The sequence below is a fragment of the Spiroplasma ixodetis genome (assembly GCF_040369795.1).
In the GTDB taxonomy this organism is placed as follows: Bacteria; Bacillota_I; Bacilli_A; order Mycoplasmatales; family VBWQ01; genus Spiroplasma_E; species Spiroplasma_E ixodetis_B.
The window spans coordinates 1,421,836-1,444,212 of record NZ_AP028955.1; the positions used below are offsets into that span (position 1 = coordinate 1,421,836).

33 protein-coding genes and 2 pseudogenes are annotated in these 22,377 nt (G+C 23.4%); 22 read left to right on the forward strand and 13 right to left on the reverse strand.

Annotated features, from left to right (window positions below; all coding sequences use genetic code 4):
* Nucleotides 1-102 precede the first annotated feature (102 nt).
* The 10 genes and pseudogenes from ABWV63_RS10050 to ABWV63_RS10095 all read left to right on the forward strand — a co-directional run bounded on the left by ABWV63_RS10050 (nt 103) and on the right by ABWV63_RS10095 (nt 5,971).
* A complete protein-coding gene (locus ABWV63_RS10050) occupies nt 103-498 on the forward strand; it encodes an IS630 transposase-related protein (protein ID WP_353306240.1) in 396 nt (131 codons plus the stop codon).
* Nucleotides 499-502: 4 nt separating this feature from the next.
* Nucleotides 503-991, forward strand: a complete 489-nt coding sequence (locus tag ABWV63_RS10055; protein WP_353306241.1) for an IS630 family transposase — start codon at nt 503-505, stop codon at nt 989-991.
* 408 nt (nt 992-1,399) lie between these two features.
* Nucleotides 1,400-2,140 carry a hypothetical protein gene (locus ABWV63_RS10060; RefSeq protein WP_353306242.1) on the forward strand — a complete coding sequence of 247 codons (741 nt, stop codon included), beginning with the start codon at nt 1,400-1,402 and terminating at the stop codon, nt 2,138-2,140.
* A gap of 88 nt (nt 2,141-2,228) precedes the next feature.
* Nucleotides 2,229-2,387 carry a hypothetical protein gene (locus ABWV63_RS10065; RefSeq protein ID WP_353306243.1) on the forward strand — a complete coding sequence of 53 codons (159 nt, stop codon included), beginning with the start codon at nt 2,229-2,231 and terminating at the stop codon, nt 2,385-2,387.
* Between the two features lie 34 nt (nt 2,388-2,421).
* Nucleotides 2,422-2,610 (forward strand): hypothetical protein, encoded by a 189-nt coding sequence (locus ABWV63_RS10070; protein WP_353306244.1) that lies wholly within the window; start codon nt 2,422-2,424, stop codon nt 2,608-2,610.
* A 1-nt stretch (nt 2,611) separates the two neighbouring features.
* The gene (locus ABWV63_RS10075) at nt 2,612-2,797 is read left to right on the forward strand and encodes a hypothetical protein (RefSeq protein WP_353306245.1); all 186 of its coding nucleotides are present in this window, start codon (nt 2,612-2,614) and stop codon (nt 2,795-2,797) included.
* A gap of 17 nt (nt 2,798-2,814) precedes the next feature.
* Nucleotides 2,815-3,057: a hypothetical protein gene (locus tag ABWV63_RS10080; RefSeq protein WP_353306246.1), complete on the forward strand. Its 243-nt coding sequence runs from the start codon at nt 2,815-2,817 to the stop codon at nt 3,055-3,057.
* A 57-nt stretch (nt 3,058-3,114) separates the two neighbouring features.
* Nucleotides 3,115-3,285 carry a hypothetical protein gene (locus tag ABWV63_RS10085; protein ID WP_353306247.1) on the forward strand — a complete coding sequence of 57 codons (171 nt, stop codon included), beginning with the start codon at nt 3,115-3,117 and terminating at the stop codon, nt 3,283-3,285.
* A 256-nt stretch (nt 3,286-3,541) separates the two neighbouring features.
* Nucleotides 3,542-4,642: pseudogene (locus ABWV63_RS10090) on the forward strand (IS256 family transposase).
* An 89-nt stretch (nt 4,643-4,731) separates the two neighbouring features.
* A pseudogene (locus ABWV63_RS10095) lies at nt 4,732-5,971 on the forward strand (IS256 family transposase).
* A 212-nt stretch (nt 5,972-6,183) separates the two neighbouring features.
* Here the strand turns inward: ABWV63_RS10095 and ABWV63_RS10100 are convergent.
* Genes ABWV63_RS10100 through ABWV63_RS10110 form a run of 3 tightly spaced genes read right to left on the reverse strand, consistent with a single transcriptional unit; the run spans nt 6,184 to nt 7,296 of the window.
* Nucleotides 6,184-6,411, reverse strand: a complete 228-nt coding sequence (locus tag ABWV63_RS10100) for an IS3 family transposase (RefSeq protein WP_353307250.1) — start codon at nt 6,409-6,411, stop codon at nt 6,184-6,186.
* A gap of 43 nt (nt 6,412-6,454) precedes the next feature.
* On the reverse strand, nt 6,455-7,066 hold the full coding sequence (locus tag ABWV63_RS10105) for a DDE-type integrase/transposase/recombinase (RefSeq protein WP_353306248.1): 612 nt from the start codon (nt 7,064-7,066) through the stop codon (nt 6,455-6,457).
* Between the two features lie 41 nt (nt 7,067-7,107).
* Nucleotides 7,108-7,296, reverse strand: coding sequence for a hypothetical protein (locus ABWV63_RS10110; protein ID WP_353306249.1), 189 nt, complete (start codon nt 7,294-7,296; stop codon nt 7,108-7,110).
* Nucleotides 7,297-7,387: 91 nt separating this feature from the next.
* Between ABWV63_RS10110 and ABWV63_RS10115 the strand changes: the two genes are divergently transcribed.
* The 3 genes from ABWV63_RS10115 (at nt 7,388) to ABWV63_RS10125 (ending at nt 8,142) form a co-directional block, all read left to right on the forward strand.
* The gene (locus ABWV63_RS10115; RefSeq protein WP_353305528.1) at nt 7,388-7,561 is read left to right on the forward strand and encodes a hypothetical protein; all 174 of its coding nucleotides are present in this window, start codon (nt 7,388-7,390) and stop codon (nt 7,559-7,561) included.
* 51 nt (nt 7,562-7,612) lie between these two features.
* Nucleotides 7,613-7,735, forward strand: coding sequence for a hypothetical protein (locus ABWV63_RS10120; RefSeq protein WP_353306250.1), 123 nt, complete (start codon nt 7,613-7,615; stop codon nt 7,733-7,735).
* Between the two features lie 242 nt (nt 7,736-7,977).
* Nucleotides 7,978-8,142 carry a hypothetical protein gene (locus ABWV63_RS10125; RefSeq protein ID WP_353306251.1) on the forward strand — a complete coding sequence of 55 codons (165 nt, stop codon included), beginning with the start codon at nt 7,978-7,980 and terminating at the stop codon, nt 8,140-8,142.
* On the opposite strand, the gene ABWV63_RS10130 is transcribed toward ABWV63_RS10125, so the two are convergent.
* Nucleotides 8,139-8,738 (reverse strand): transposase, encoded by a 600-nt coding sequence (locus ABWV63_RS10130; RefSeq protein ID WP_353306252.1) that lies wholly within the window; start codon nt 8,736-8,738, stop codon nt 8,139-8,141. The two genes, ABWV63_RS10125 and ABWV63_RS10130, sit on opposite strands and share 4 nt — an antisense overlap.
* 91 nt (nt 8,739-8,829) lie before the next feature.
* On the opposite strand from ABWV63_RS10130, the gene ABWV63_RS10135 reads away from it, so the two are divergent.
* The 3 genes from ABWV63_RS10135 (at nt 8,830) to ABWV63_RS10145 (ending at nt 9,681) form a co-directional block, all read left to right on the forward strand.
* On the forward strand, nt 8,830-9,018 hold the full coding sequence (locus ABWV63_RS10135) for a hypothetical protein (RefSeq protein WP_353306102.1): 189 nt from the start codon (nt 8,830-8,832) through the stop codon (nt 9,016-9,018).
* 18 nt (nt 9,019-9,036) lie between these two features.
* Nucleotides 9,037-9,267, forward strand: a complete 231-nt coding sequence (locus ABWV63_RS10140) for a hypothetical protein (protein WP_353306253.1) — start codon at nt 9,037-9,039, stop codon at nt 9,265-9,267.
* A 153-nt stretch (nt 9,268-9,420) separates the two neighbouring features.
* Nucleotides 9,421-9,681: a transposase family protein gene (locus tag ABWV63_RS10145; protein WP_353305623.1), complete on the forward strand. Its 261-nt coding sequence runs from the start codon at nt 9,421-9,423 to the stop codon at nt 9,679-9,681.
* A 186-nt stretch (nt 9,682-9,867) separates the two neighbouring features.
* Here the strand turns inward: ABWV63_RS10145 and ABWV63_RS10150 are convergent, their stop codons facing one another.
* Together ABWV63_RS10150 and ABWV63_RS10155 are read right to left on the reverse strand one after the other, a co-directional pair.
* Nucleotides 9,868-10,530: a transposase gene (locus tag ABWV63_RS10150; protein ID WP_353306254.1), complete on the reverse strand. Its 663-nt coding sequence runs from the start codon at nt 10,528-10,530 to the stop codon at nt 9,868-9,870.
* Nucleotides 10,531-10,957: 427 nt separating this feature from the next.
* A complete protein-coding gene (locus tag ABWV63_RS10155) occupies nt 10,958-11,071 on the reverse strand; it encodes a transposase (protein ID WP_353306255.1) in 114 nt (37 codons plus the stop codon).
* 112 nt (nt 11,072-11,183) lie between these two features.
* Between ABWV63_RS10155 and ABWV63_RS10160 the strand changes: the two genes are divergently transcribed.
* From ABWV63_RS10160 to ABWV63_RS10175, 4 genes are all read left to right on the forward strand, one after another.
* The gene (locus ABWV63_RS10160) at nt 11,184-12,221 is read left to right on the forward strand and encodes a hypothetical protein (protein ID WP_353306256.1); all 1,038 of its coding nucleotides are present in this window, start codon (nt 11,184-11,186) and stop codon (nt 12,219-12,221) included.
* Nucleotides 12,222-12,242: 21 nt separating this feature from the next.
* Complete coding sequence (locus ABWV63_RS10165; protein WP_353306257.1) at nt 12,243-12,593, forward strand: hypothetical protein; 351 nt, start codon at nt 12,243-12,245, stop codon at nt 12,591-12,593.
* 27 nt (nt 12,594-12,620) lie between these two features.
* A complete protein-coding gene (locus ABWV63_RS10170; protein ID WP_353306258.1) occupies nt 12,621-13,166 on the forward strand; it encodes a hypothetical protein in 546 nt (181 codons plus the stop codon).
* Between the two features lie 219 nt (nt 13,167-13,385).
* Complete coding sequence (locus ABWV63_RS10175; RefSeq protein ID WP_353306259.1) at nt 13,386-13,598, forward strand: hypothetical protein; 213 nt, start codon at nt 13,386-13,388, stop codon at nt 13,596-13,598.
* 199 nt (nt 13,599-13,797) lie between these two features.
* On the opposite strand, the gene ABWV63_RS10180 is transcribed toward ABWV63_RS10175, so the two are convergent.
* Nucleotides 13,798-14,208 carry a transposase family protein gene (locus ABWV63_RS10180; RefSeq protein ID WP_353305744.1) on the reverse strand — a complete coding sequence of 137 codons (411 nt, stop codon included), beginning with the start codon at nt 14,206-14,208 and terminating at the stop codon, nt 13,798-13,800.
* A gap of 124 nt (nt 14,209-14,332) precedes the next feature.
* Complete coding sequence (locus tag ABWV63_RS10185; protein WP_353306260.1) at nt 14,333-14,566, reverse strand: transposase family protein; 234 nt, start codon at nt 14,564-14,566, stop codon at nt 14,333-14,335.
* Nucleotides 14,567-15,107: 541 nt separating this feature from the next.
* Here ABWV63_RS10185 and ABWV63_RS10190 point away from each other — a divergent pair.
* Nucleotides 15,108-15,263 carry a hypothetical protein gene (locus ABWV63_RS10190; RefSeq protein WP_353306261.1) on the forward strand — a complete coding sequence of 52 codons (156 nt, stop codon included), beginning with the start codon at nt 15,108-15,110 and terminating at the stop codon, nt 15,261-15,263.
* Between the two features lie 115 nt (nt 15,264-15,378).
* On the opposite strand, the gene ABWV63_RS10195 is transcribed toward ABWV63_RS10190, so the two are convergent.
* The 5 genes from ABWV63_RS10195 to ABWV63_RS10215 form a co-directional block, all read right to left on the reverse strand.
* Entirely contained in the window at nt 15,379-16,317 is a 939-nt protein-coding gene (locus ABWV63_RS10195) for a hypothetical protein (protein WP_353306262.1), read from the reverse strand.
* Nucleotides 16,318-16,600: 283 nt separating this feature from the next.
* Nucleotides 16,601-17,488: an IS630 family transposase gene (locus tag ABWV63_RS10200; protein WP_353306263.1), complete on the reverse strand. Its 888-nt coding sequence runs from the start codon at nt 17,486-17,488 to the stop codon at nt 16,601-16,603.
* Between the two features lie 117 nt (nt 17,489-17,605).
* Nucleotides 17,606-17,830 carry a hypothetical protein gene (locus ABWV63_RS10205; protein WP_353306264.1) on the reverse strand — a complete coding sequence of 75 codons (225 nt, stop codon included), beginning with the start codon at nt 17,828-17,830 and terminating at the stop codon, nt 17,606-17,608.
* A gap of 89 nt (nt 17,831-17,919) precedes the next feature.
* Nucleotides 17,920-18,285, reverse strand: a complete 366-nt coding sequence (locus ABWV63_RS10210; RefSeq protein WP_353306265.1) for a hypothetical protein — start codon at nt 18,283-18,285, stop codon at nt 17,920-17,922.
* 534 nt (nt 18,286-18,819) lie between these two features.
* The gene (locus tag ABWV63_RS10215; RefSeq protein WP_353306266.1) at nt 18,820-20,313 is read right to left on the reverse strand and encodes a YfcC family protein; all 1,494 of its coding nucleotides are present in this window, start codon (nt 20,311-20,313) and stop codon (nt 18,820-18,822) included.
* 247 nt (nt 20,314-20,560) lie between these two features.
* On the opposite strand from ABWV63_RS10215, the gene ABWV63_RS10220 reads away from it, so the two are divergent.
* Nucleotides 20,561-22,321, forward strand: coding sequence for an APC family permease (locus ABWV63_RS10220; protein WP_353306267.1), 1,761 nt, complete (start codon nt 20,561-20,563; stop codon nt 22,319-22,321).
* Nucleotides 22,322-22,377 lie beyond the last annotated feature (56 nt).

Sequence of the window (22,377 nt, forward strand, 5' to 3'; positions counted from 1 at the left end):
TTTACTTATAAATAATGTAAAATAATAATATGTAATTTAAACAGTTTTTGAATTTAAAAGTACAATTCAGCAATATTTAAAATAGATTAGGAAGATTAAATTATGCCGAAACCATACAGTGAAGACTTACGAAGAAAAGTAATAGAAGCCTATGAAAGTAAAAACATGAAAATTAAAGAAATTTGTAAAGTGTTCAATATTACTAGAAAGACTTTATTATTATGAAGAAAAAGAAAAAAAGAAACTGGGCATATAAAACCAATTTTGAATTATCAAAAAAAACATAGCCACAAAATAAAGGATTTAGAGGAATTAAAAAATTATTTAGCGCAAAATAAAGATGTTACAGTTCGAAAAGTAATTGAAAAATTTGGTGATATGACTAAAGAAATATTTTATAACTATTTCAAAAAACTAAATTATACATATAAAAAAACTTTTCTATATGAACAAAGAGATAAAAATAAACAAGAAGATTTTTTTAAAAGAAATAGTTAAAATAATGAATGAAGATTTAGTATATATTGATGAATCTGGAATTGATGATAATGAATTTTATAAATATGGTTGATCTGAAAAAGGTAAAAGATTATTTGATAATAAACCCGCATATAAAATAAAAAGAATGAGTATAATTAGTTCGCTAAATAAAGGTAAATTAAAAGCCCTATGAGCATTTGAAGGACATTGCAACAGTAAAATTTTTGAATCATATGTAAAAAATATACTAATTCCAGTATTAAAGCGTGGACAAATTATAGTTTTAGATAATGCAACGTTTCATAAATCTAAATTAACACAACAATTAATTGAAAATGCTGGATGAAAACTATTATTTCTTCCACCATATTCTCCTAATTTAAATCCAATTGAACATTTTTGATTTGCTATAAAACATAATATAAGAAAAATATTACCAAATTATTGACCAAATATTAAAAAAGCGATTGATTTTGTTTTTCAAGATATGAGTAAACATTACTTTAGTTAGCTATACTTAAGATTTAACTTACTTTGTGAAATTTTTAATAAAACAAAACCATTAAAATAAAAAAATATTAAAAATATTTTTTTAAAAATTTAAATTTTTATCAAGTTAATATAAAAATAATATTAACAATTTTTGTGTTTGAAATATAAATTTATTTTTAAAGTATTTTTTTAAAAATATTAACTTCTATAATTATTAACACTAAAAAATTTGTAAATATTATTATTGACAATTGATTAAATTTATTTACGGAATATGTCTATTATTAGATGTTATAAGAGAACTGATAAAAACAAATAAAGGAGAATAAAATGCCAATATTCAAATTAGACTTAATAAATAAAAAAATTGAAAAATGAGATGAAAATGACCAAAAATGGGAAAAAATTAAAAACAAGGAGAATAAAAATGGAAACAAATAATTATACTTTAACTAAATTAATTAGAACTGGTATAAGTCCTATTTGTGCAATGATAGGTACAAGTGCTTATTATGGTCAAGTAATAGATAATCCAATATTAGGTTCAATTAATAGTTTAGTATTTGGTAAAAAATTAGGTTTAGATATATGAAATTTAAATCAAAGACCAAATACTAAAACTAAATTAATTAATAGTAGTAAAAAAATATTATTAGGATTAGGAACAATTGGATTAGCAAATTATAGTAAATGAACAGAAAATAATATTAATCCTATTATTCCTACAACACCAACTCCAATAACTACTACAACTACAACAGAAGGTCCTCCATGATTATTGTTAAATAAAAAAGAAAATCAGTCATTAATGGATTGAGATACTTATATTAGTTTAAATGCTTATGGTATATCAAATCTTATCAGTGGATTAACTGAATTAATTCCTAATAGATTTGAAACTATTCGTAAAATAGCAAATATGGCTACTCGTGGATGTTTAATATCAAGTGGTGTTGCTATGGGTATTAATAATGATTTTAATAATGCTTATGCAGTACCTACTATAGTTTCAGCAATAAGTGAAATTATTCATAATTTATTGCCTATAGAAACTACACATCATAATCAAGAAATGCAAGAAACACCATTTAATAATGAAAACTCACGTTTAATTAATGATAATAGATTTACTATTAATAGTGAAACAAGTAGTCAATATGGTAGTTAAAATATGAGTTAAGTACCATTAAATCATGATAATGCTTCACTAAATTGAGATTATAATCACATGAGTTTATAAAGGAGGTGAATAATTTATGAATAAAGAAAAATTACTTGAATATTATAATAATGAAATTCATACATATAAAGAGAGAATGGAACAATTAAATAAAGAAATTGCCTTATTAGTAAGCATTATAAGTAATTCAAAATCAATGATCGAAAGAATTAATGGTGGTAAATTTGATGAATAATTAAAAAATAAATAATTGAAAGGAAAATATTGAAATGAAAGAATTTTTACATGAATTAATAATTATTGGAACAAGTGTTGGAACATTAATTTTCAGAGAAATTATTGTTTTATTAAAAAGATTTATCACGACTCAAAAACATGTTAGAGCAAATAACAAAATTATCAAACATCAAAAAAAATTAGCAAAATTAAATGAAAAGATTAATAAAGGAGAAAAATAATATGACAAAAATTGAATTTAATGAAAAATATAGAAAACAAGATATTAGTATTGATAGAGATTTTGATTTACATATTGATAATTGTTTTAAATTTTTTGATATTGATACATTAGAAAATGCAGTTAATGATTATAAAAAATTAATAAGTGAAATGGCACAATTAGTTAAAGATCGATTATTGGGATAAGATTAGGAGAATGTTAAATGTTAGAAAATGAAGATAATGTTCAACAAACAACTGAACCTTTAACTGAAAATAATGCTCAACAAGAAATAGAAAATAAAGTTAATGAAGCAGAAAATAAGTTAAATAAAATTAATCAAGAAATTAAAGAAAAAGAAATAATTAATATATATCTAACTAAAGTAATTTTTACTCATATCTTGAAAAACAAAATCAATAGCTTTTTGGTAATGTTTAGTAATCTGTGTAACTTACAAAAATAAATATGTTTAATTAATTCTAGTAAATAAAATTAAATAACTATAAAGAGTGAGTTACGTATGTCTAAAAAACAAAATATTAATAATAATGATCAAATATCAAAAGCAGTAGATTTATTATTAAAAAATACTGAAGATTTAACAACAGTTTTTAAAGAGGGAGGTTTATATAAAGAATTAAGAGGCTTTTTAAACATCTGTGTATCTTTTTACAAAAGACATATTCCGTAAATAAATTTAATCAATTGTCAATAATAATATTTATAAATTTTTTAGTGTTAATAATTATAGAAGTTAATATTTTTAAAAAAATACTTTAAAAATAAATTTATATTTCAAACACAAAAATTGTTAATATTATTTTTATATTAACTTGATAAAAATTTAAATTTTGGTAATGTTTAGTAATCTGTGTAACTTACAAAAATAACTATGTTTAATTAATTCTAGTAAATAAAATTAAATAACTAGAAAGAGTGAGTTACTTATGTCTAAAAAACAAAATATTAATAATAATGATCCAATATCAAAAGCAGTAGATTTATTATTAGAAAATACTGAAGATTTAACAACAGTTTTTAAAGAGGGAGGTTTATATAAAGAATTAACAAAAATATTAGTTGAAAAAATGTTGAATTCTGAAATGCAAAATTATTTAGGATATGAAAAAAATCAACATAATAATAGTGATAATGCTCGCAATGGTATAAATTCAAAAAAATTAATAACCCAACAAGTTAAAATTGAGATTAATGTACCACGAGATCGTAATAGTAATTTTGATCCAGTAATAGTTGCAACAAGACAAAGAAGATTTGATGGTTTTTATCAACAAGTTCTTTCATTATATGCCAAAGACATGACTTTATCAGATATTAGAATGCAGTTACAAGAGTTATATCATGGTGCTGATATTAGTGAAAGTGTTATTAGTCAAATTACTGATGATGTTATTGATGATGTTAAAGCATGACAAAATCGGCCATTAGAAATTTTTTATCCGATTGTTTATTTTGATTGTATAGTAGTTAAAGTACGACAAGATAAACTCATTATTAACAAATCAGTTTATATAGCACTAGGAGTTGATTTAGAAGGTAAAAAAGATGTTTTAGGCTTATGAATTAGTGAAAATGAAGGTTCTAAGTTTTGATTATCTAATTTCACAGAAATGAAAAATCGAGGCTTAAATGATATTCTTATTGCTTGTAGTGACAATTTAACAGAAATGTCAGAAGCGATACAATCAGTTTATCCTAAAACCGAACATCAATTATGCATAGTCCATCAAATTAGAAATAGTTTAAAATATGTTTCATACAAACATAGAAAATCGCTAGTTACAGATTTAAAACCAATTTATAGTGCATGTAGTGAATAACAAGCAATGCAAGATTTAGAATCTTTTGAAAGTAAATGAAATAAACAATATCCTCAAATTGCTAAATCATGATATAAAAATTGAGATAATTTAATGGTTTTTATTAGTTATCCTGCAGAAATCAAAAGAGTGATTTATACAACAAATGCTATTGAATCTGTTAATAGTCAATTACGAAAAGTTATTAGAAATAAAAAAGTTTGGTAATGTTTAGTAATCTGTGTAACTTACAAAAATAACTATGTTTAATTAATTCTAGTAAATAAAATTAAATAAATAGAAAGAGTGAGTTACTTATGTCTAAAAAACAAAATATTAATAATAATGACCCAATATCAAAAGTAGTAGATTTATTACTAAAAAATACTGAAGATTTAACAACAGTTTTTAAAGAGGGATGTTTATATAAAGAATTAACAAAAAGATTAGTTGAAAAAATGTTGAATTATGAAATGCAAAATTATTTAGGATATTAAAAACATCAACATAATAATAGTGATAATGCTCGTAATGGTATAAATTCAAAAAAAATTAATAACTCAACAAGGTAAAATTGAGATTAATGTACCACGAGTTCGTAATAGTAATTTTGAGCCATTAATAGTTGCAAAAAGACAAAGAAGATTTGATGGTTTTGATCAACAAGTTCTTTCATTATATGCCAAAGGCATGACTTTATCAGATATTAGAATGCAGTTACAAGAGTTATATCATGGTGCTGATATTAGTGAAAGTGTTATTAGTCAAATTACTGATGATGTTATTGATAATGTTAAAGCATGACAAAATCGGCCATTAGAAAGTGTTTATCCGATTGTTTATTTTGATTGTATAGTAGTTAAAGTACGACAAGATAAACTCATTATTAACAAATCAGTTTATATAGCACTAGGAGTTGATTTAGAAGGTAAAAAAGATGTTTTAGGCTTATGAATTAGTGAAAATGAAGGTTCTAAGTTTTGATTATCTAATTTCACAGAAATGAAAAATCGAGGCTTAAATGATATTCTTATTGCTTGTAGTGACAATTTAACAGAAATGTCAGAAGCGATACAATCAGTTTATCCTAAAACCAAACATCAATTATGCATAGTCCATCAAATTAGAAATAGTTTAAAATATGTTTCATACAAACATAGAAAATCGCTAGTTACAGATTTAAAACCAATTTATAGTGCATGTAGTGAATAACAAGCAATGCAAGATTTAGAATCTTTTGAAAGTAAATGAAATAAACAATATCCTCAAATTGCTAAATCATGATATAAAAATTGAGATAATTTAATGGTTTTTATTAGTTATCCTGCAGAAATCAAAAGAGTGATTTATACAACAAATGCTATTGAATCTGTTAATAGTCAATTATGAAAAGTTATTAGAAATAAAAAAGTTTTTCCAAATGATATGGCAGTTTTTAAAATATTTTACTTAGCAATTGAAAATATAACAAAAAAATGAACAATGCCCATTAAAAATTGAAATACATCAATTGCTCATTTTATGATAAAATTTGAAGATAGAATCAATCTAAACTAGTAACTTTGTAAAAAGATACACAGATTTTTAAAAAGCCTCATATTTTTTTAAAAATTTAAATTTTTATCAAGTTAATATAAAAATAATATTAACAATTTTTGTGTTTGAAATATAAATTTATTTTTAAAGTATTTTTTTAAAAATATTAACTTCTATAATTATTAACACTAAAAAATTTATAAATATTATTATTGACAATTGATTAAATTTATTTACGGAATATGTCTATTGATTATTTCTTTTTTAATATTGTATTTTTGTCTAATTTTTGGAATGGCAATCTTTTTTAGGACTGTTTTTTGGTAGACATTTGTGCTTATGTATTTTATGGTGGTTAAGTAGTTTAGAGTGCTGTGGATTCTTATGTTGTTGTATCAATTTATATAATAAAATAATTCTAATTTTAATTGGATTAATGATGTAAAATTTTTATCATTAATAACCTCTGTTTTGAAAGTTTTGAAAGTTGCTTCAGCAACAGCGTTATCATAAGGACAACCTTTTTTTGCTTAAAGAGCGGGTAATATCGAAGGCTAATAAAAGTTTATCAATATTTTTATTATTAAATTCATTACCGCGATCGCTATGAAATATTTGAATATTTTTTAAACAACGATTTGAGCACATAAATGCTTGATATACTAATGATGCATCTTTTTTAGTACCTACACTATGCCCAATAATTTCGCGATTGTAAAGGTCGATTAATAAGCAAATATAGTTTCATTTACCATTAACTTGAACATAAGTTAAATCACTAACAATAACTTCATTTTTAAGCCTATTATTAAAGTCTCTATTAACAAGATTAGTAATTTGACTATCATTGACTTTATTATGATAATTTTTGTATGATAATTTAGTGTATTTTGATATTAAATTATGTTTATTCATAATTTTTTTAATTTTTCGTCTTGATAAATTAATTTTCTTTTCTTTTAGAACAACTTTTAATCTTCTTGTTCCATAAGCTTCTTTATTTTCTTTAAAAGCGCTAATAACAGTTTCATCATACATATTATTTTGAATTTTATCTTCTTTTTTCTTGAAATTAAAATAATATGTTGATTTAGAGATTTTTAAAAAACGACACATTGTACGAATTTTATATTTAACTTTATTTTTAGTAATAATTTCTATTTTCTGCCTATTATTAGTGCTGTTTGCTTTAAAATATCATTTTCCATTCTTAATTGTTTTAATTCTTTTCTTAATTTAATTAATTCATTTTCTTCAACAGAACGGTTATCTTTGGTTTTAAAACTGACTGAATTAGTAAATTGCTTAATTCAATTATAAGTAGCTGCTCTTGTAACATTAGACATATTCCGTAAATAAATTTTTTAAAAGTCAATTAATAATTTAAAATTTATTTTATAATTTCTTTATTAATAAATTAATAAGGTGTTGATAAAAATGAATTTTGAAAATTTAAAAAAATTAAAAAATGAACAATTTTATAGATATTTTGGTATAAAACGTTTTCATTTTGATGAAATGTTAACAAAATTAATTGAAATAGAAAATTTAAAAAAACTAAAGGTAGAAAATATAAACTTTCAGTTGAAGAAAGATTGATGATGACTTTAGTATACTGAAAAGAATATTATACTTTTTTTCCAAATTAGTATTAAATATAAAATGAGTGCATCAAGTTGTTTTCGAAATATTACTTGAGTAGAAAATAAACTTAGTGATGACAAAGATTATCAGTTTTTAAAAACAAAATATAAATCAAAAATTGAGAAAAAAAAGAAGATTTAAATGAATTTCAATTTTATTTAATTGATTCAACTGAAATTGAAATTGAAAGACCAATTAAAAAAACTACAGTTATAATATTTTTCTGGTAAAAGTTGGATTTTTTCTATAAAATTTCAAATTATATATGACTTTTTTAATAAAAAAATTGTTGATATTTTTGCTGATAATGGAAAAGTACATGATTTTCAAATATTAAAAAATTCAAATCTTGAATTTTCAGAAAAAAAATAATTATTGGTGATTTGGGATATCAAGGAATACAAAATATTTATAAAAATACTATATTACCAATTAAAAAAACTAAAAATAAAAAATTAACTAAACAAGAAAAAATCTACAATAAAATTATTTCAAAAATTAGAATGAGGCTTTTTAAAAATCTGTGTATCTTTTTACAAAGTTGCTAGTTTAGATTAATTCTATCTTCAAATTTTATCATAAAATGAGCAATTGCTGTATTTCGATTTTGAATGGGCATTGTTCATTTTTTTGTTATATTTTCAATTGCTAAGTAAAATATTTTAAAAACTGCCATATCATTTGGAAAAACTTTTTTATTTCTAATAACTTTTCGTAATTGACTATTAACAGATTCAATAGCATTTGTTGTATAAATCACTCTTTTGATTTCTGCAGGATAACTAATAAAAACCATTAAATTACCTCAATTTTTATATCATGATTTAGCAATTTGAGGATATTGTTTATTTCATTTACTTTCAAAATATTCTAAAGCTTGCATTGCTTGTTCTTCACTACATGCACTATAAATTGGTTTTAAATCTGTAACTAGTGATTTTCTATGTTTGTATGAAACATATTTTAAACTATTTCTAATTTGATTAACTATGCATAATTGATGTTCGGTTTTAGGATAAACTGATTGTATTGCTTCTGACATTCCTGTTAAATTGTCACTACAAGCAATAAGAATATCATTTAAGTCTCGATTTTTCATTTCTGTGAAATTAGATAATCAAAACTTAGAACCTTCATTAGACATATTCCGTAAATAAATTTTTTAAAAGTCAATTAATAATTTAAAATTTATTTTATAATTTCTTTATTAATAAATTAATAAGGTGTTGATAAAAATGAATTTTGAAAATTTAAAAAAATTAAAAAATGAACAATTTTATAGATATTTTGGTATAAAACGTTTTCATTTTGATGAAATGTTAACAAAATTAATTGAAATAGAAAATTTAAAAAAAACTAAAGGTAGAAAATATAAACTTTCAGTTGAAGAAAGATTGATGATGACTTTAGTATACTGAAAATAATATTATACTTTTTTCCAAATGAGTATTAAATATAAAATGAGTGCATCAAGTTGTTTTCGAAATATTACTTGAGTAGAAAATAAACTTAGTGATGACAAAGATTATCAGTTTTTAAAAACAAAATATAAATCAAAAATTGAGAAAAAACAAGAAGATTTAAATGAATTTCAATTTTATTTAATTGATTCAACTGAAATTGAAATTGAAAGACCAACTAAAAAAACTAAAGGTAGAATATTTTTCTGGTAAAAGTTGAATGTTTTCTATAAAATTTCAAATTATATATGACTGTTTTAATAAAAAAATTGTTGATATTTTTGCTGATAATGGAAAAGTACATGATTTTCAAATATTAAAAAATTCAAATCTTTAATTTTCAGAAAAAAAATAATTATTGGTGATTTGGGATATCAAGGAATACAAAATATTTATAAAAATACTATATTACCAATTAAAAAAACTAAAAATAAAAAATTAACTAAACAAGAAAAAATCTACAATAAAATTATTTCAAAAATTAGAATTAAAGTTGAACATGTTTTTGCTTGATTAAAAAGATTCAAAATTTTAATAAATAAATGTAGAAAAAGTATATTTAGACTTATGTACTTAAGATTTAACTTACTTTGTGAAATTTTTAATAAAACAAAACCATTAAAATAAAAAAATATTTTTAATATTTTTTTAAAAATTTAAATTTTTATCAAGTTAATATAAAAATAATATTAACAATTTTTGTGTTTGAAATATAAATTTATTTTTAAAGTATTTTTTTAAAAATATTAACTTCTATAATTATTAACACTAAAAAATTTATAAATATTATTATTGACAATTGATTAAATTTATTTACGGAATATGTCTATTTTCACTAATTCATAAACCTAAAATATCTTTTTTACCTTCTAAATCAACTCCTAGTGTTATATAAACTGATTTGTTAATAATGCGTTTATCTTGTCGCACTTTAACTACTATACAATCAAAATAAACAATCGGATAAACGCTTTCTAATGGCCGATTTTGTCATGCTTTAACATCATCAATAACATCATCAGTAATTTGACTAATAACGCTTTCACTAATATCAGCACCATGATATAACTCTTGTAACTGCATTCTAATATCTGATAAAGTCATGCCTTTGGCATATAATGAAAGAACTTGTTGATCAAAACCATCAAATCTTCTTTGTCTTTTTGCAACTATTACTGGCTCAAAATTAATATTACGATCTCGTGGTACATTAATCTCAATTTTACCTTGTTGAGTTATTAATTTTTTTGAACTTATACCATTACGAGCATTATCACTATTATTATGTTTATTTTTTTCATATCCTAAATAATTTTGCATTTCAGAATTCAACATTTTTTCAACTAATCTTTTTGTTAATTCTTTATATAAATCTCCCTCTTTAAAAACTGTTGTTAAATCTTCAGTATTTTCTAGTAATAAATCTACTACTTTTGATATTGGATCATTATTATTAATATTTTGTTTTTTAGACATAAGTAACTCACTCTTTCTAGTTATTTAATTTTATTTACTAGAATTAATTAAACATAGTTATTTTTGTAAGTTACACAGATTACTAAACATTACCATTAGAATTAAAGTTGAACATGTTTTTGCTTGATTAAAAAGATTCAAAATTTTAATAAATAAATGTAGAAAAAGTATATTTAGACTTATGTACTTAAGATTTAACTTACTTTGTGAAGTTTTTAATAAAACAAAACCATTAAAATAAAAAAATATTTTTAATATTTTTTTAAAAATTTAAATTTTTATCAAGTTAATATAAAAATAATATTAACAATTTTTGTTTTTGAAATATAAATTTATTTTTAAAGTATTTTTTTAAAAATATTAACTTCTATAATTATTAACACTAAAAAATTTATAAATATTATTATTGACAATTGATTAAATTTATTTACGGAATATGTCTAATGTACTCTTTAGCAAGACAAGACACTGACTTACCACTTTGATATAAAGCTACTATTTGTTTTTTAAATTCATCTGAATATGAGTTAATATTGGCCATAATTATAATTCCTTTCTTTTAACTAATTTGTTCACTTGTCTACGTAATTAGTGTCTAATAAAGTGTAACCCATCCAAAATGTTTATTTGGTAAATAATTATGTGATTTAAGTTTGCTAATTTTTTTTGTTGTAAATACTTCTGTTCAAGCACCTACTAGTTTAATTGCTTCAAATGACCCTAATGTTGTTAATTATGATATTAAAAAAGAAATGATTAAACACATTAAGTATAATGATTTTAATGATTGAGCAACTATTCCATGAAATTCTGCTTATTTTGATGTTGACCAACCGGATTTAAAATTAGTTAGTGGCGAAATTATAGGTGGTTTAGATAATGATTTGTATGTTGAATATCAAAGTGATGTTGTAGGCGTTAAAAAGATAACACTTAATACCGGAACTGGCGTTTATTCTTTTAGGAGATATCAGTTAGATGATATTTCTCGTATTATGTTTAATCATAATTTTGTTCAATATGGTAAAAAAAATCGACTTTTTATTCATAACTTAAATCATTGAGTTAAACCTTTAAATTTACGTTTTGAATTAAATTTTGAAATTGATAAACCTTTAAGTTTTTATATTAAAGGTTTTATGTTTTATTTTAATTATGAGGCTTTTTCTACATTTACTGGTGATTTTGCTTTTACTTTTTTAGATTATGTCGGTGATACAAAATACGTTTTTAAAGGAACAATTGGTAATGATGTTTATATGCAAGATTTGTATAATTTTGTTACTATGCAAGTTCGTGTTCCAAATTTAAGACATTTAACTGTATTTTTTGATATTCATGGAACTACAAATTTAACTACTCCAACGGAGGTTTCATTTGGTCAGATTAATATTTTTTCAAGCGACAAAGTAACACCAGTACCGCCAAATAGTCCTTTTAACCCTGATTATGAGCATGTTAGTTGATATGATGTTTTTGGACATTTACGTAATGCTTTTAGATGAGTACTTTATGGAGTTGTTGGTAAAGTTTTACCAGTTGAACCATTAAGACAATTTTTTACTAAACTTGATGGATTATTGAGACGTATTTTTGATGATACTATTAGTTCTGTTTTAAATGTTTATTTTACTAGTGGTTTAGAACAAGTTTTAACATTGTGATTATTTTTAAAAGCAGTTGGATTTTAAAGTTGGTTAGGGGTTGAAATAATGCCTTGATATGGTTATTTACTTTTAGGAGTTTTATTATTAATAATACTTTATCCATTTTTAATAACTAGAAAAAATATAAAGATATTACAACGTGATGGTATTTATATTATTTCAGCACCACCACGTACTGGTAAATCCGCTCTTGCTTGTTGTTTAGCGCAAAAATATAAGGGTAGGGTAGTTAGTCCTATTCCTATTAAAGTACGTAATGAATATAGTTATCGTTGTTCTTATTATGATTTTTTTAAATTTAATCAATTAAATAGTAATTATGCTTTTAAAGAGTTCGATATGGTTGTTTTAGATGAGTTAGGTTTGAAAATTAATAGTAATGATTTGTCACCCTAATTTAAAGGAACACAAGAAAGTTTGGGAATGTTTTGTAAATTAATAGGTCATAATTTTAATAGCATTATGTATATGATTGAACAACACCCCGATAGAATACCAAAACAAGCACGTGAAAAAGTAGAATATATTGTGCAAGTTAAAAGAATTCGTATTTTGTTATTTTTAGTTAAGTTTAAACTAAATATTTATACTAATGTTGATGATTATAATAAAGTTGTATTATCTAAAATAAAAACTAAAAAAATAATTAAACGTGGTGGATTACCACCTAGTTATAGTGGCGAAACTATGACTTTTAGTTTATGATTTCCTAAATCCTATTTACAAAAATATAATAGTCGCGCTTTAAATTATATTCATTCGTTGAAAAGTGAATTAAGTAGTGTTAAAGACTATGAACCGTCAAAAGCATTAGATTTTACTGTTGATGATATTAGAGCAGTAGGATTAGATAAGTTGGATAATATATTACAAACTGAAAAGAAAGAAACTGAAAATATTGTATGCCGTACTTGTTATTATAGAAATAAACATTCTAAGAAAAATAAGAAAAATGTTAAAATAGAATAAACCTATATTATTCGTCGGTGCCAACCAGAACCTTGGTTGGTTGGTCGCGGGGTTTAGCCCCGCTGGGGTGAGTTGCCAAGCAACGAGGGGCAAAGCCCCTATTAATTGATTTATAATTTAAAGATAGTCAGGGGAATTATAATGACAAAGAAATTTGGTTATAATTTACTAGCATTTGTATATTTTTAAAATCAACGTCGCGGTACTGCTAAATTAGTTTTGAAAAAAAGTACATGTAAACGTATTATTAAAATTTACAAGAAAAATAAAAATTTACAAATAAGTGATAAGGTAAGATTATTATCTAATTTTTTAAGTAGTAATATTGTTTCTAAAGTTTCAGCTTTAGCAGAAGAATCCTCAATGCCATATACTTTGATTGATGAAATAGTTTTTGTTATTCTTGAACGATGAGAAATATTTTTACAATAGACATATTCCGTAAATAAATTTAATCAATTGTCAATAATAATATTTATAAATTTTTTAGTGTTAATAATTATAGAAGTTAATATTTTTAAAAAAATACTTTAAAAATAAATTTATATTTCAAACACAAAAATTGTTAATATTATTTTTATATTAACTTGATAAAAATTTAAATTTTTAAAAAAATATTTTTAATATTTTTTTATTTTAATGGTTTTGTTTTATTAAAAATTTCACAAAGTAAGTTAAATCTTAAGTACATAAGTCTAAATATACTTTTTCTGCATTTATTTATTAAAATTTTGAATCTTTTTAATCAAGCAAAAACATGTTCAACTTTAATTCTAATTTTTGAAATAATTTTATTGTAGATTTTTTCTTGTTTAGTTAATTTTTTATTTTTAGTTTTTTTAATTGGTAATATAGTATTTTTATAAATATTTTGTATTCCTTGATATCCCAAATCACCAATAATTATTGTTTTTTCTGAAAATTCAAGATTTGAATTTTTTAATATTTGAAAATCATGTACTTTTCCATTATCAGCAAAAATATCAACAATTTTTTTATTAAAAAGTCATATATAATTTGAAATTTTATAGAAAACATTCAACTTTTACCAGAAAAATATTCTAACTGTAGTTTTTTTAGTTGGTCTTTCAATTTCAATTTCAGTTGAATCAATTAAATAAAATTGAAATTCATTTAAATCTTCTTGTTTTTTCTCAATTTTTGATTTATATTTTTTTTAAAAACTGATAATCTTTGTCATCACTAAGTTTATTTTCTACTCAAGTAATATTTCGAAAACAACTTGATGCACTCATTTTATATTTAATACTCATTTGGAAAAAAGTATAATATTCTTTTCAGTATACTAAAGTCATCATCAATCTTTCTTCAACTGAAAGTTTATATTTTCTACCTTTAGTTTTTTTTAAATTTTCTATTTCAATTAATTTTGTTAACATTTCATCAAAATGAAAACGTTTTATACCAAAATATCTATAAAATTGTTCATTTTTTAATTTTTTTTAAATTTTCAAAATTCATTTTTATCAACACCTTATTAATTTATTAATAAAGAAATTATAAAATAAATTTTAAATTATTAATTGACTTTTAAAAAATTTATTTACGGAATATGTCTAATGAAGTAAAAAAATAACAAATGCTCTTATTGTTACTGTTAATAAAAATCTAGAATTTAGCGCTGATTGAGTAGGTAATGAGAATATTTTTGCAGAGTTAATAACCGAATATACTATTAATTATAAAGAATTAGGAATTAATACCATTATTTTTAATAATGGTTTTTCTTATGAAAGAGATGGTATTAAGTATAGTGATAATGGTAATGCTAAAATTATTTTAACACCATGTTTATGAAAACAATTAGATAAATTAAATAATAGTTTTGAGATATCGCAATATTTAAGGAATGAACAAATATTTTGTTATCTTTCTTTAGAACCAAATTCTGATAAAATTTTAAATTATGCTTTTGAACAATTGGCAGTTTTAATTTTTAATAATAAAAAATATGTTAATGATTCTTTTCTTAAGTTTAAAGTAGGTGTTGTTTTAGAATTTGAAGCAGTAGTGCATGAACAATTTCAATTAAAACAAATCTCAGCAATGGAAATTAATAGCGAAGAATTAAAATAATATATATTATTTTGAAGTAAAAAATAAGGTAATACTAGAATAGTTATTACCTTAATTAATATATTTTAGAAAAGTTGAATAATGATTTTATGCTAATCATATCATTATTATTTTACTATTGAGTGTTTATTCTTATTATTGTTGTTGTTGACTTTAAAGAAATAGTTTCTTGGTTTTTTACTAAAGCAATAGAAAGTGTTAGTTCATCTCCGTCTGTTAAATGATTTGGGCAAGGGAATGCTCCTCATCTTTCAAAACTTATAACATTAAATTTTGCTTTTCAACCAACTAATTGTTCAAAGTTATTAAATTTAATAGATTTTTCAGTTCTGCTTTTGCTTATTAATGGTAATTCTGTTTTATCTTTTAATCATTTATTAACAGTTTCTTCTAATTTATAACCCGCTTGGAAATGCTCAATAGAAATTCATTCATAAACAAATTCATTATAACTTAACTTAGCAGGACTATCACTTGCAAAAATATTAAATAAAGCATCAGTTCCAGTCATCACTTTTACTGTATATTTATCCCCTAAATTTGTTTTACCATATTCTTTAAAGAATTGTAAATTATATGTTCCATCACCAACCACAAGTTTTTCATCATCATTTGGTTCTACAAATTTACTAGTAGAAACTTTTATATTAGATATTTTATTTTTAATTTTAGCAACTTCCGCTGCATCAAAAGTACCATCTTCAGGTGTTGTTCCTGATGTTAATTTCTGTTGTAAAACAGATTTTAAAAAATAGAAACTGTCTTTATCTTTAGCTTTGGCTTGACCAGTAGTTACCTCATTTTTTAATAATTTAGTAACCAAAATATAGGAATTATCAATTCAGAAAAAGGATGTATCTTTTTCTCAATCAAGTCTAATAGTTTTTAAACTGTTTCCTTCATCATTTGTTAAACCTAAATTTATTGATACTTGATCTAGTAATATTTTTACCTGATCTTCTTTGTTGTTACCACAAGCTATAACAGTAGTTACTGGTAATGTTGTTATGACACTAGCGCCTAATAACTTTAATAAAGTTATCATATTTATCATTTTTTTCTTAACATCCTCGGTTAAATCTAGAATAGATGTGAGAAATTATCTTCAATAATCTTATGTAAAACATATTATTTTAAATAACTCACTAACACTATTATAATACATAAAAAAATTGGCTTTTATCCCTTTATGTACTATTTTTAAATTTTATCACATAAACGGAGATAAAAGCCTATCTAGGAAATTATCCCTACATGTATCTAAATCAAACGCAAAATTATAGTTTCAAAACTAGGTATCTTATTGAATTTATATGCAGCTTCTTTTGCATATATAGCTAACTAAAGTAATGTTTACTCATATCTTGAAAAACAAAATCAATCTCTTTTTTAATATTTGGTCAATAATTTGGTAATATTTTTCTTATATTATGTTTTATAGCAAATCAAAAATGTTCAATTGGATTTAAATTAGGAGAATATGGTGGAAGAAATAATAGTTTGCATCCAGCATTTTCAATTAATTGTTGTGTTAATTTAGATTTATGAAACGTTGGATTATCTAAAACTATAATTTGTCCACGCTTTAATACTGGAATTAGTATATTTTTTACATATGATTCAAAAATTTTACTGTTGCAATGTCCTTCAAATGCTCATAGGGATTTTAATTTACCTTTATTTAGTGAACCGATTATACTCATTCTTTTTATTTTATATGCGGGTTTATTATCAAATAATCTTTTACCTTTTTCAGATCAACCATATTTATAAAATTCATTATCATCAATTCCAGATTCATCAATATATACTAAATCTTCATTCATTATTTTAGCTATTTCTTTTAAAAAATCTTCTTGTTTATTTTTATCTCTTTGTTCATATAGAAAAGTTTTTTTATATGTATAATTTAGTTTTTTGAAATAGTTATAAACTATTTCTTTAGTCGTATCATCAAATTTTTCAATTACTTTTTGAACTGTAACATCTTTATTTTGCGCTAAATAATTTTTTAATACATCTAAATCCTTTATTTTGTCGCTATGTCCTTTTTGATAATTAAAAATTGGTTTTATATGCCCGGTTTCTTTTTTTCTTTTTCTTCATAAGAATAAAGTCTTTCTAGTAATATTGAACACTTTACAAATTTCTTTAATTTTCATGTTTTTACTTTCATAGGCTTCTATTACTTTTCTTCGTAAGTCTTCACTGTATGGTTTTGGCATAATTTAATCTTCCTAATCTATTTTAAATATTGCTGAATTGTACTTTTAAATTCCAAAACTGTTTAAATTACATATTATTATTTTACATTATTTATGAGTAAACATTACTTTAGTTAGCTATAAATGAATATTGTGTTTTGAAACTTTTATGTGTGTTCGGAAAGTTCGTCGGATGTGTTTTCGTGTAGATTCAATCTGGTTTGTATTTACACCTGTTGATGACACATACCCAACTTCATGATCTACGATTTCATGTTTGTGATAGAAGTTTTTGAAAATTCCATATCACTTTCCAAGAATCCGTAAACAGACAACACCCAGTAGAAATGTGTTTCAATGCAAATCATAAAAGGTTTTTCTCATCTGCTTTTTTCAATACTTTCACAATTAGTTTGTTGCTGGTTTTCTCATAAACTCCAACAATCAAGGTTTTATTCAACAAGGATCTTCCTTGTTTTTTTAAAACCTACATGCGAAAGATACATTTCATCCATCTGTGCTGTGCCATCATCAATGAACCCTGCATCTTGATTCCAAATTCTAGTTCTGATTTCATGACCCATTCTTCAAGGTGTTTTATATGTCACACCCAATTCCCTTGCAACATCTGTTGATGGTATACCATGTTTTGTGTTTATTCATCTAAAGATGAGATAAAACCAAGATGTCAAAGGTGTTTGTGACTTGTGAAAAATGGTGTCATTAAGAATACTAAATGTTTGATGACATTTCAAACATCTTATTCTTCTCAAATCAGAAACATTCAAACTAGAAGAAGCACACCTGATACATTTCATTACTTTCAACTTCGCTATATATTTCAAACAATCGTTTTCATTTTGAAATATGCTATTGAATTAATTTCAATTCATTTTTCCCTCCACACTAGTACATGCGGGGATAATTTCCAAAAAATATTATGGTTTTTTACACATTTAATAGTTTATTTGTAAATTATTAATAGTAAAATTATATAAAAAATCACTTATAATTTTAATTTTTAATATAATAAAAATATATTAAAAATATTTAAGATTTTAATTAAAAATAGCTTTTATCTCAATTTATGTGATAAAATTTAAAAATAGTACATAAAGAGATAAAAGCCATAAAATATTAGAACAAATTTTTTTACCAGAAGATGAATTTATATAAATTTCAGAATTAGCAGATTATAAATTAAGTCTACTAAATAATGAACAACCGCAAACAAATCGTGAAAGTGAATGTTTTCCCAAATGCTGTTTAATTTTATAAAAATGAAATAAAAAATAAAAAAACTTTTCTCTAATTAGAGAAAAGTTTTAATTAACATAGTGCTTTAAATTCTACTAAAATATTGATTGAGGTAATAAAGTTCCAATACTTAACATTATTAAGGCAAAGACAGTAATACCGATAGTATATGGTCAAATTGCTCGATAAAAAATTGTTAGGGGGACTTTAGCAATGGCAAGTCCTGCCATCATTACACCTGCACTTGGTGCAAATAAATTAATTCAACCACTAGCCATAACAAAAGTAGTAATCATTCCTGAAGCTAATCCTAAAGGAATTACTATTTTTGAAACAATAGGGAAAACGGCTTTTGCAAATCCTGATGTTGAAGGAATAACAAAGGCAATCAAAAGAAAAGCAAAAAAACCAATAATAACAATAGCAAATCTTGGTAATTTATCAATACTTTGCAATTGTCCAACAACAACATGTTGCATTCCTGAATGTTGTAATGATCAGCCAATTCCACCAGCAACAGCAATTATTAAAGCAACGCCTAATAATTCTGAAGAACCACTAATAAAATTACGAACATATTGTTCTTCACCTTTTCAATCAATTGCCGCAATGATAATTGAAACAAAGAAAAATAAGAAAGCTAACATTTCAATGTTTCAGTCACCAAATGCATTAATTTGACTTGTGAAATATGGAAAATATTTAATTAATGTATTGTGAGAATCATCAAAAATAGTTGTTCCTATAATTTTACCTCATGGAATAATACAAAGCACCATAATTAAAAATGTTAATCCAAATAGTGCTAAAATAATTTTACGACGTTTAGTAAATTCAGGTATTTCTTCTTTATTAATAAATTCTTCATGATGCTCACTATGTAAGTGAAAAACAACTGATTTTTCAGGATTAAGTTTAACACGGATTGCATATCACATAACAAAAGCAATAGTACCGATAGTTGCTAAAAATCAACAAATTAAACGTCAGATGATTCCATCACCAGGATTTAAACCACTAGCTTGTGAAGCTGTGGCAATAGCAAAGGGATTAAGTGTTGAAAACATAACACCAACACCAGCGCCCAATAAAATCATTAATACAGCTGTAACAACATCAAAACCAGCAGATAACATTGCTGGAATAATAATTAAATAGTAAGGAATAGTTTCTTCACACATTCCTTCAACTGTTCCACCAATCGATAGGATAGTCATAATTGAAGGAATAATTCAAATTTCTTTTCCGTTTAGACGTTTAACTAAACGACCAATTCCTGCATCTAGTGCACCTGATTTCATAACTATGCCAATATATCCACCAATTACTAAAACAAAAACAATAATATCGCTGCTACCAATGAAACCTTTAATTGGAGCCAAAAATAAGTCCATGATACCTAATGGTCCACCGTCTTGTCAAGGGTTATCAGTGCTTACAGGCTTTGATTCATCTTCTAATCATTTACCTGTTGTTCCTGGAATCCAAGAAATAATGATAATTAGAGCAATAATAAAGAATAAGACTGTAATTGCTGTTGGCATTTTAAATGGAAATAAACGAAATTTTTTCTTTTTGGTAATCACCATATATGATTAATACCTCCTTCTTTATTTTTTTAAAAGTATTATTATATAATACACTATTTATCATGTAGAATAAAAGATGTTTAAGCTTATTTTTTAAAATAACTTATTAAAAAAGTAGTATTTTAAAATAAAATTAGTTATTATAAATTACATATATTTTTTTATTTTTTTGATTTTATTGACTATTTCATTAATTAATGAAATCACTTTAAAGGTATATAATTATTATAATTGAAAGGAAAATATTATGTTAAAACTTTTTAAGAAAAAAGAAAGGACAAATCATAAATTAACCTTATCAGAATTAGTCTGGTTTGGTTTTAATTATACTGTTGGAATTACTTTTACTGCTAACTTTGCAATTTTAATTAATAAAGATAGTTTAAATTTAGGTTCTCATATGATTTGAATTTTTTTAGTAGAAGGTTTAATTGCAGGAACTTGTGCTTGAGCTTTCTCAAGACTTTCAAGAGTACATCCAGGTAATAATGGTGCTGCTTATATTTATGTTAGAAGTAGTTATGGTCGCTTTTGAGGTTGATTAATTTCTTTTTTACAGTATGTTACTTTACCTGTTATAATTAGTTCACAAATTGTATCAATGATTAGAATTAACTTTACTGATCCATCTTCTTTTTTATATAATAATTGAGGAGTATGACAACATTTAGGATTAGATTTGATTGGAATTATAATTTATGGTTTAGCTTCTTGTGTATTGTTTTTAGGGATGGCTACATTTAAAAAATTTGTGAATATTTCTAGTTATTTAAAATGAGGAACAACTTTTTTATTAATCATAGCAACTATTATATTATTTGTGATGGCAGGAACTTCAAATTGAGATATGACTACTTCTCATCAACAATTAACTGCTAATAACTTTTCACAAGCTTTTGCTATGTGTTTCTTTTTCTTTTTAGGATTTGAAACCTATTCAACAATTGGTAAAAATGTTAGAAATCCTGAAAAAAATATTAGTCGTTCATTAGTTATTGTTATGATTTTATCTACTATTTTTTATATGGCAGTAACAATTCTTATGATTGGTGCTTTTGCTGGTAATTTTTCAGATAATCCCAACTTAAGTATTTTTAAAATTTTAGGCGATAAAGATCATGCACAATGATTAGGAATAATTGGTATCCTTGTAATGTTAATTTGTACTATTTCATTAAAGTCTAATGCTGGAATGCAAAATGCTTTATATAGTGGTGCTATTTTAGAACCATTATCTGTTGAGGGGTATATTTCACCTAAATATAAAGAATTATCAAAAGATAACATTCCTTTTAAAGCTTCTAGATTAAATTTAATTATTACTTTTTTTTCAGCTTTTGTATGATTAATTTTACCTGATATTATTGGAGTAATAGTTGATACGTTACATCCTGTTTATAAGGATGGACAATTAGTTTTAAGTTCGATTGTTAATTATGGAACATTAACTGCTGAAGCTGGTATTATTATGGTTATTATTTATGTTTTTGTACTTTCCATTGCAATTAAGTTGTCTATAGAAAAGAAATTGAAAAAGAATACTTTTGAAATTATTATTTGACTTGCAGCAACACTTTTCTTAGTTTGACAATTTGAAGAATGATTAAGATCTTTAATCAATGGTTTAATTTCAGGAGCAAATCTTATTGGTAAAGGTGGAACTGATACTACAAAAGGAATATCTGATATAACTTCTAATGTTTTACAATTAGTTTATTTAATTGCTAGCATTGCATTTGCTCTAATTTGATACTTTGCTTATTATAAACCAATGCAAAGAAAAAGAACACTTACAAATCCTAAATTACAAGAAGAATTAGATAGCGAATTTAGACTGAAAGATGATTGACCTTTTGTTGCAAAAAATCTACAAAATGAAATTGAAAATTATTTAGTACGTAATGTTTTAATTAATGGTGATGATAAAAACCCTAATTATATAATTGCTAAAAATGTACGTAAAGAATTATTGATGTCAGAAGGCGAATGGCGCGAAGACGAAGAATAAAAAAAGTTTAAAAATGTATTAGTTATTATAACTAATACATTTTTAGTATTTATTAT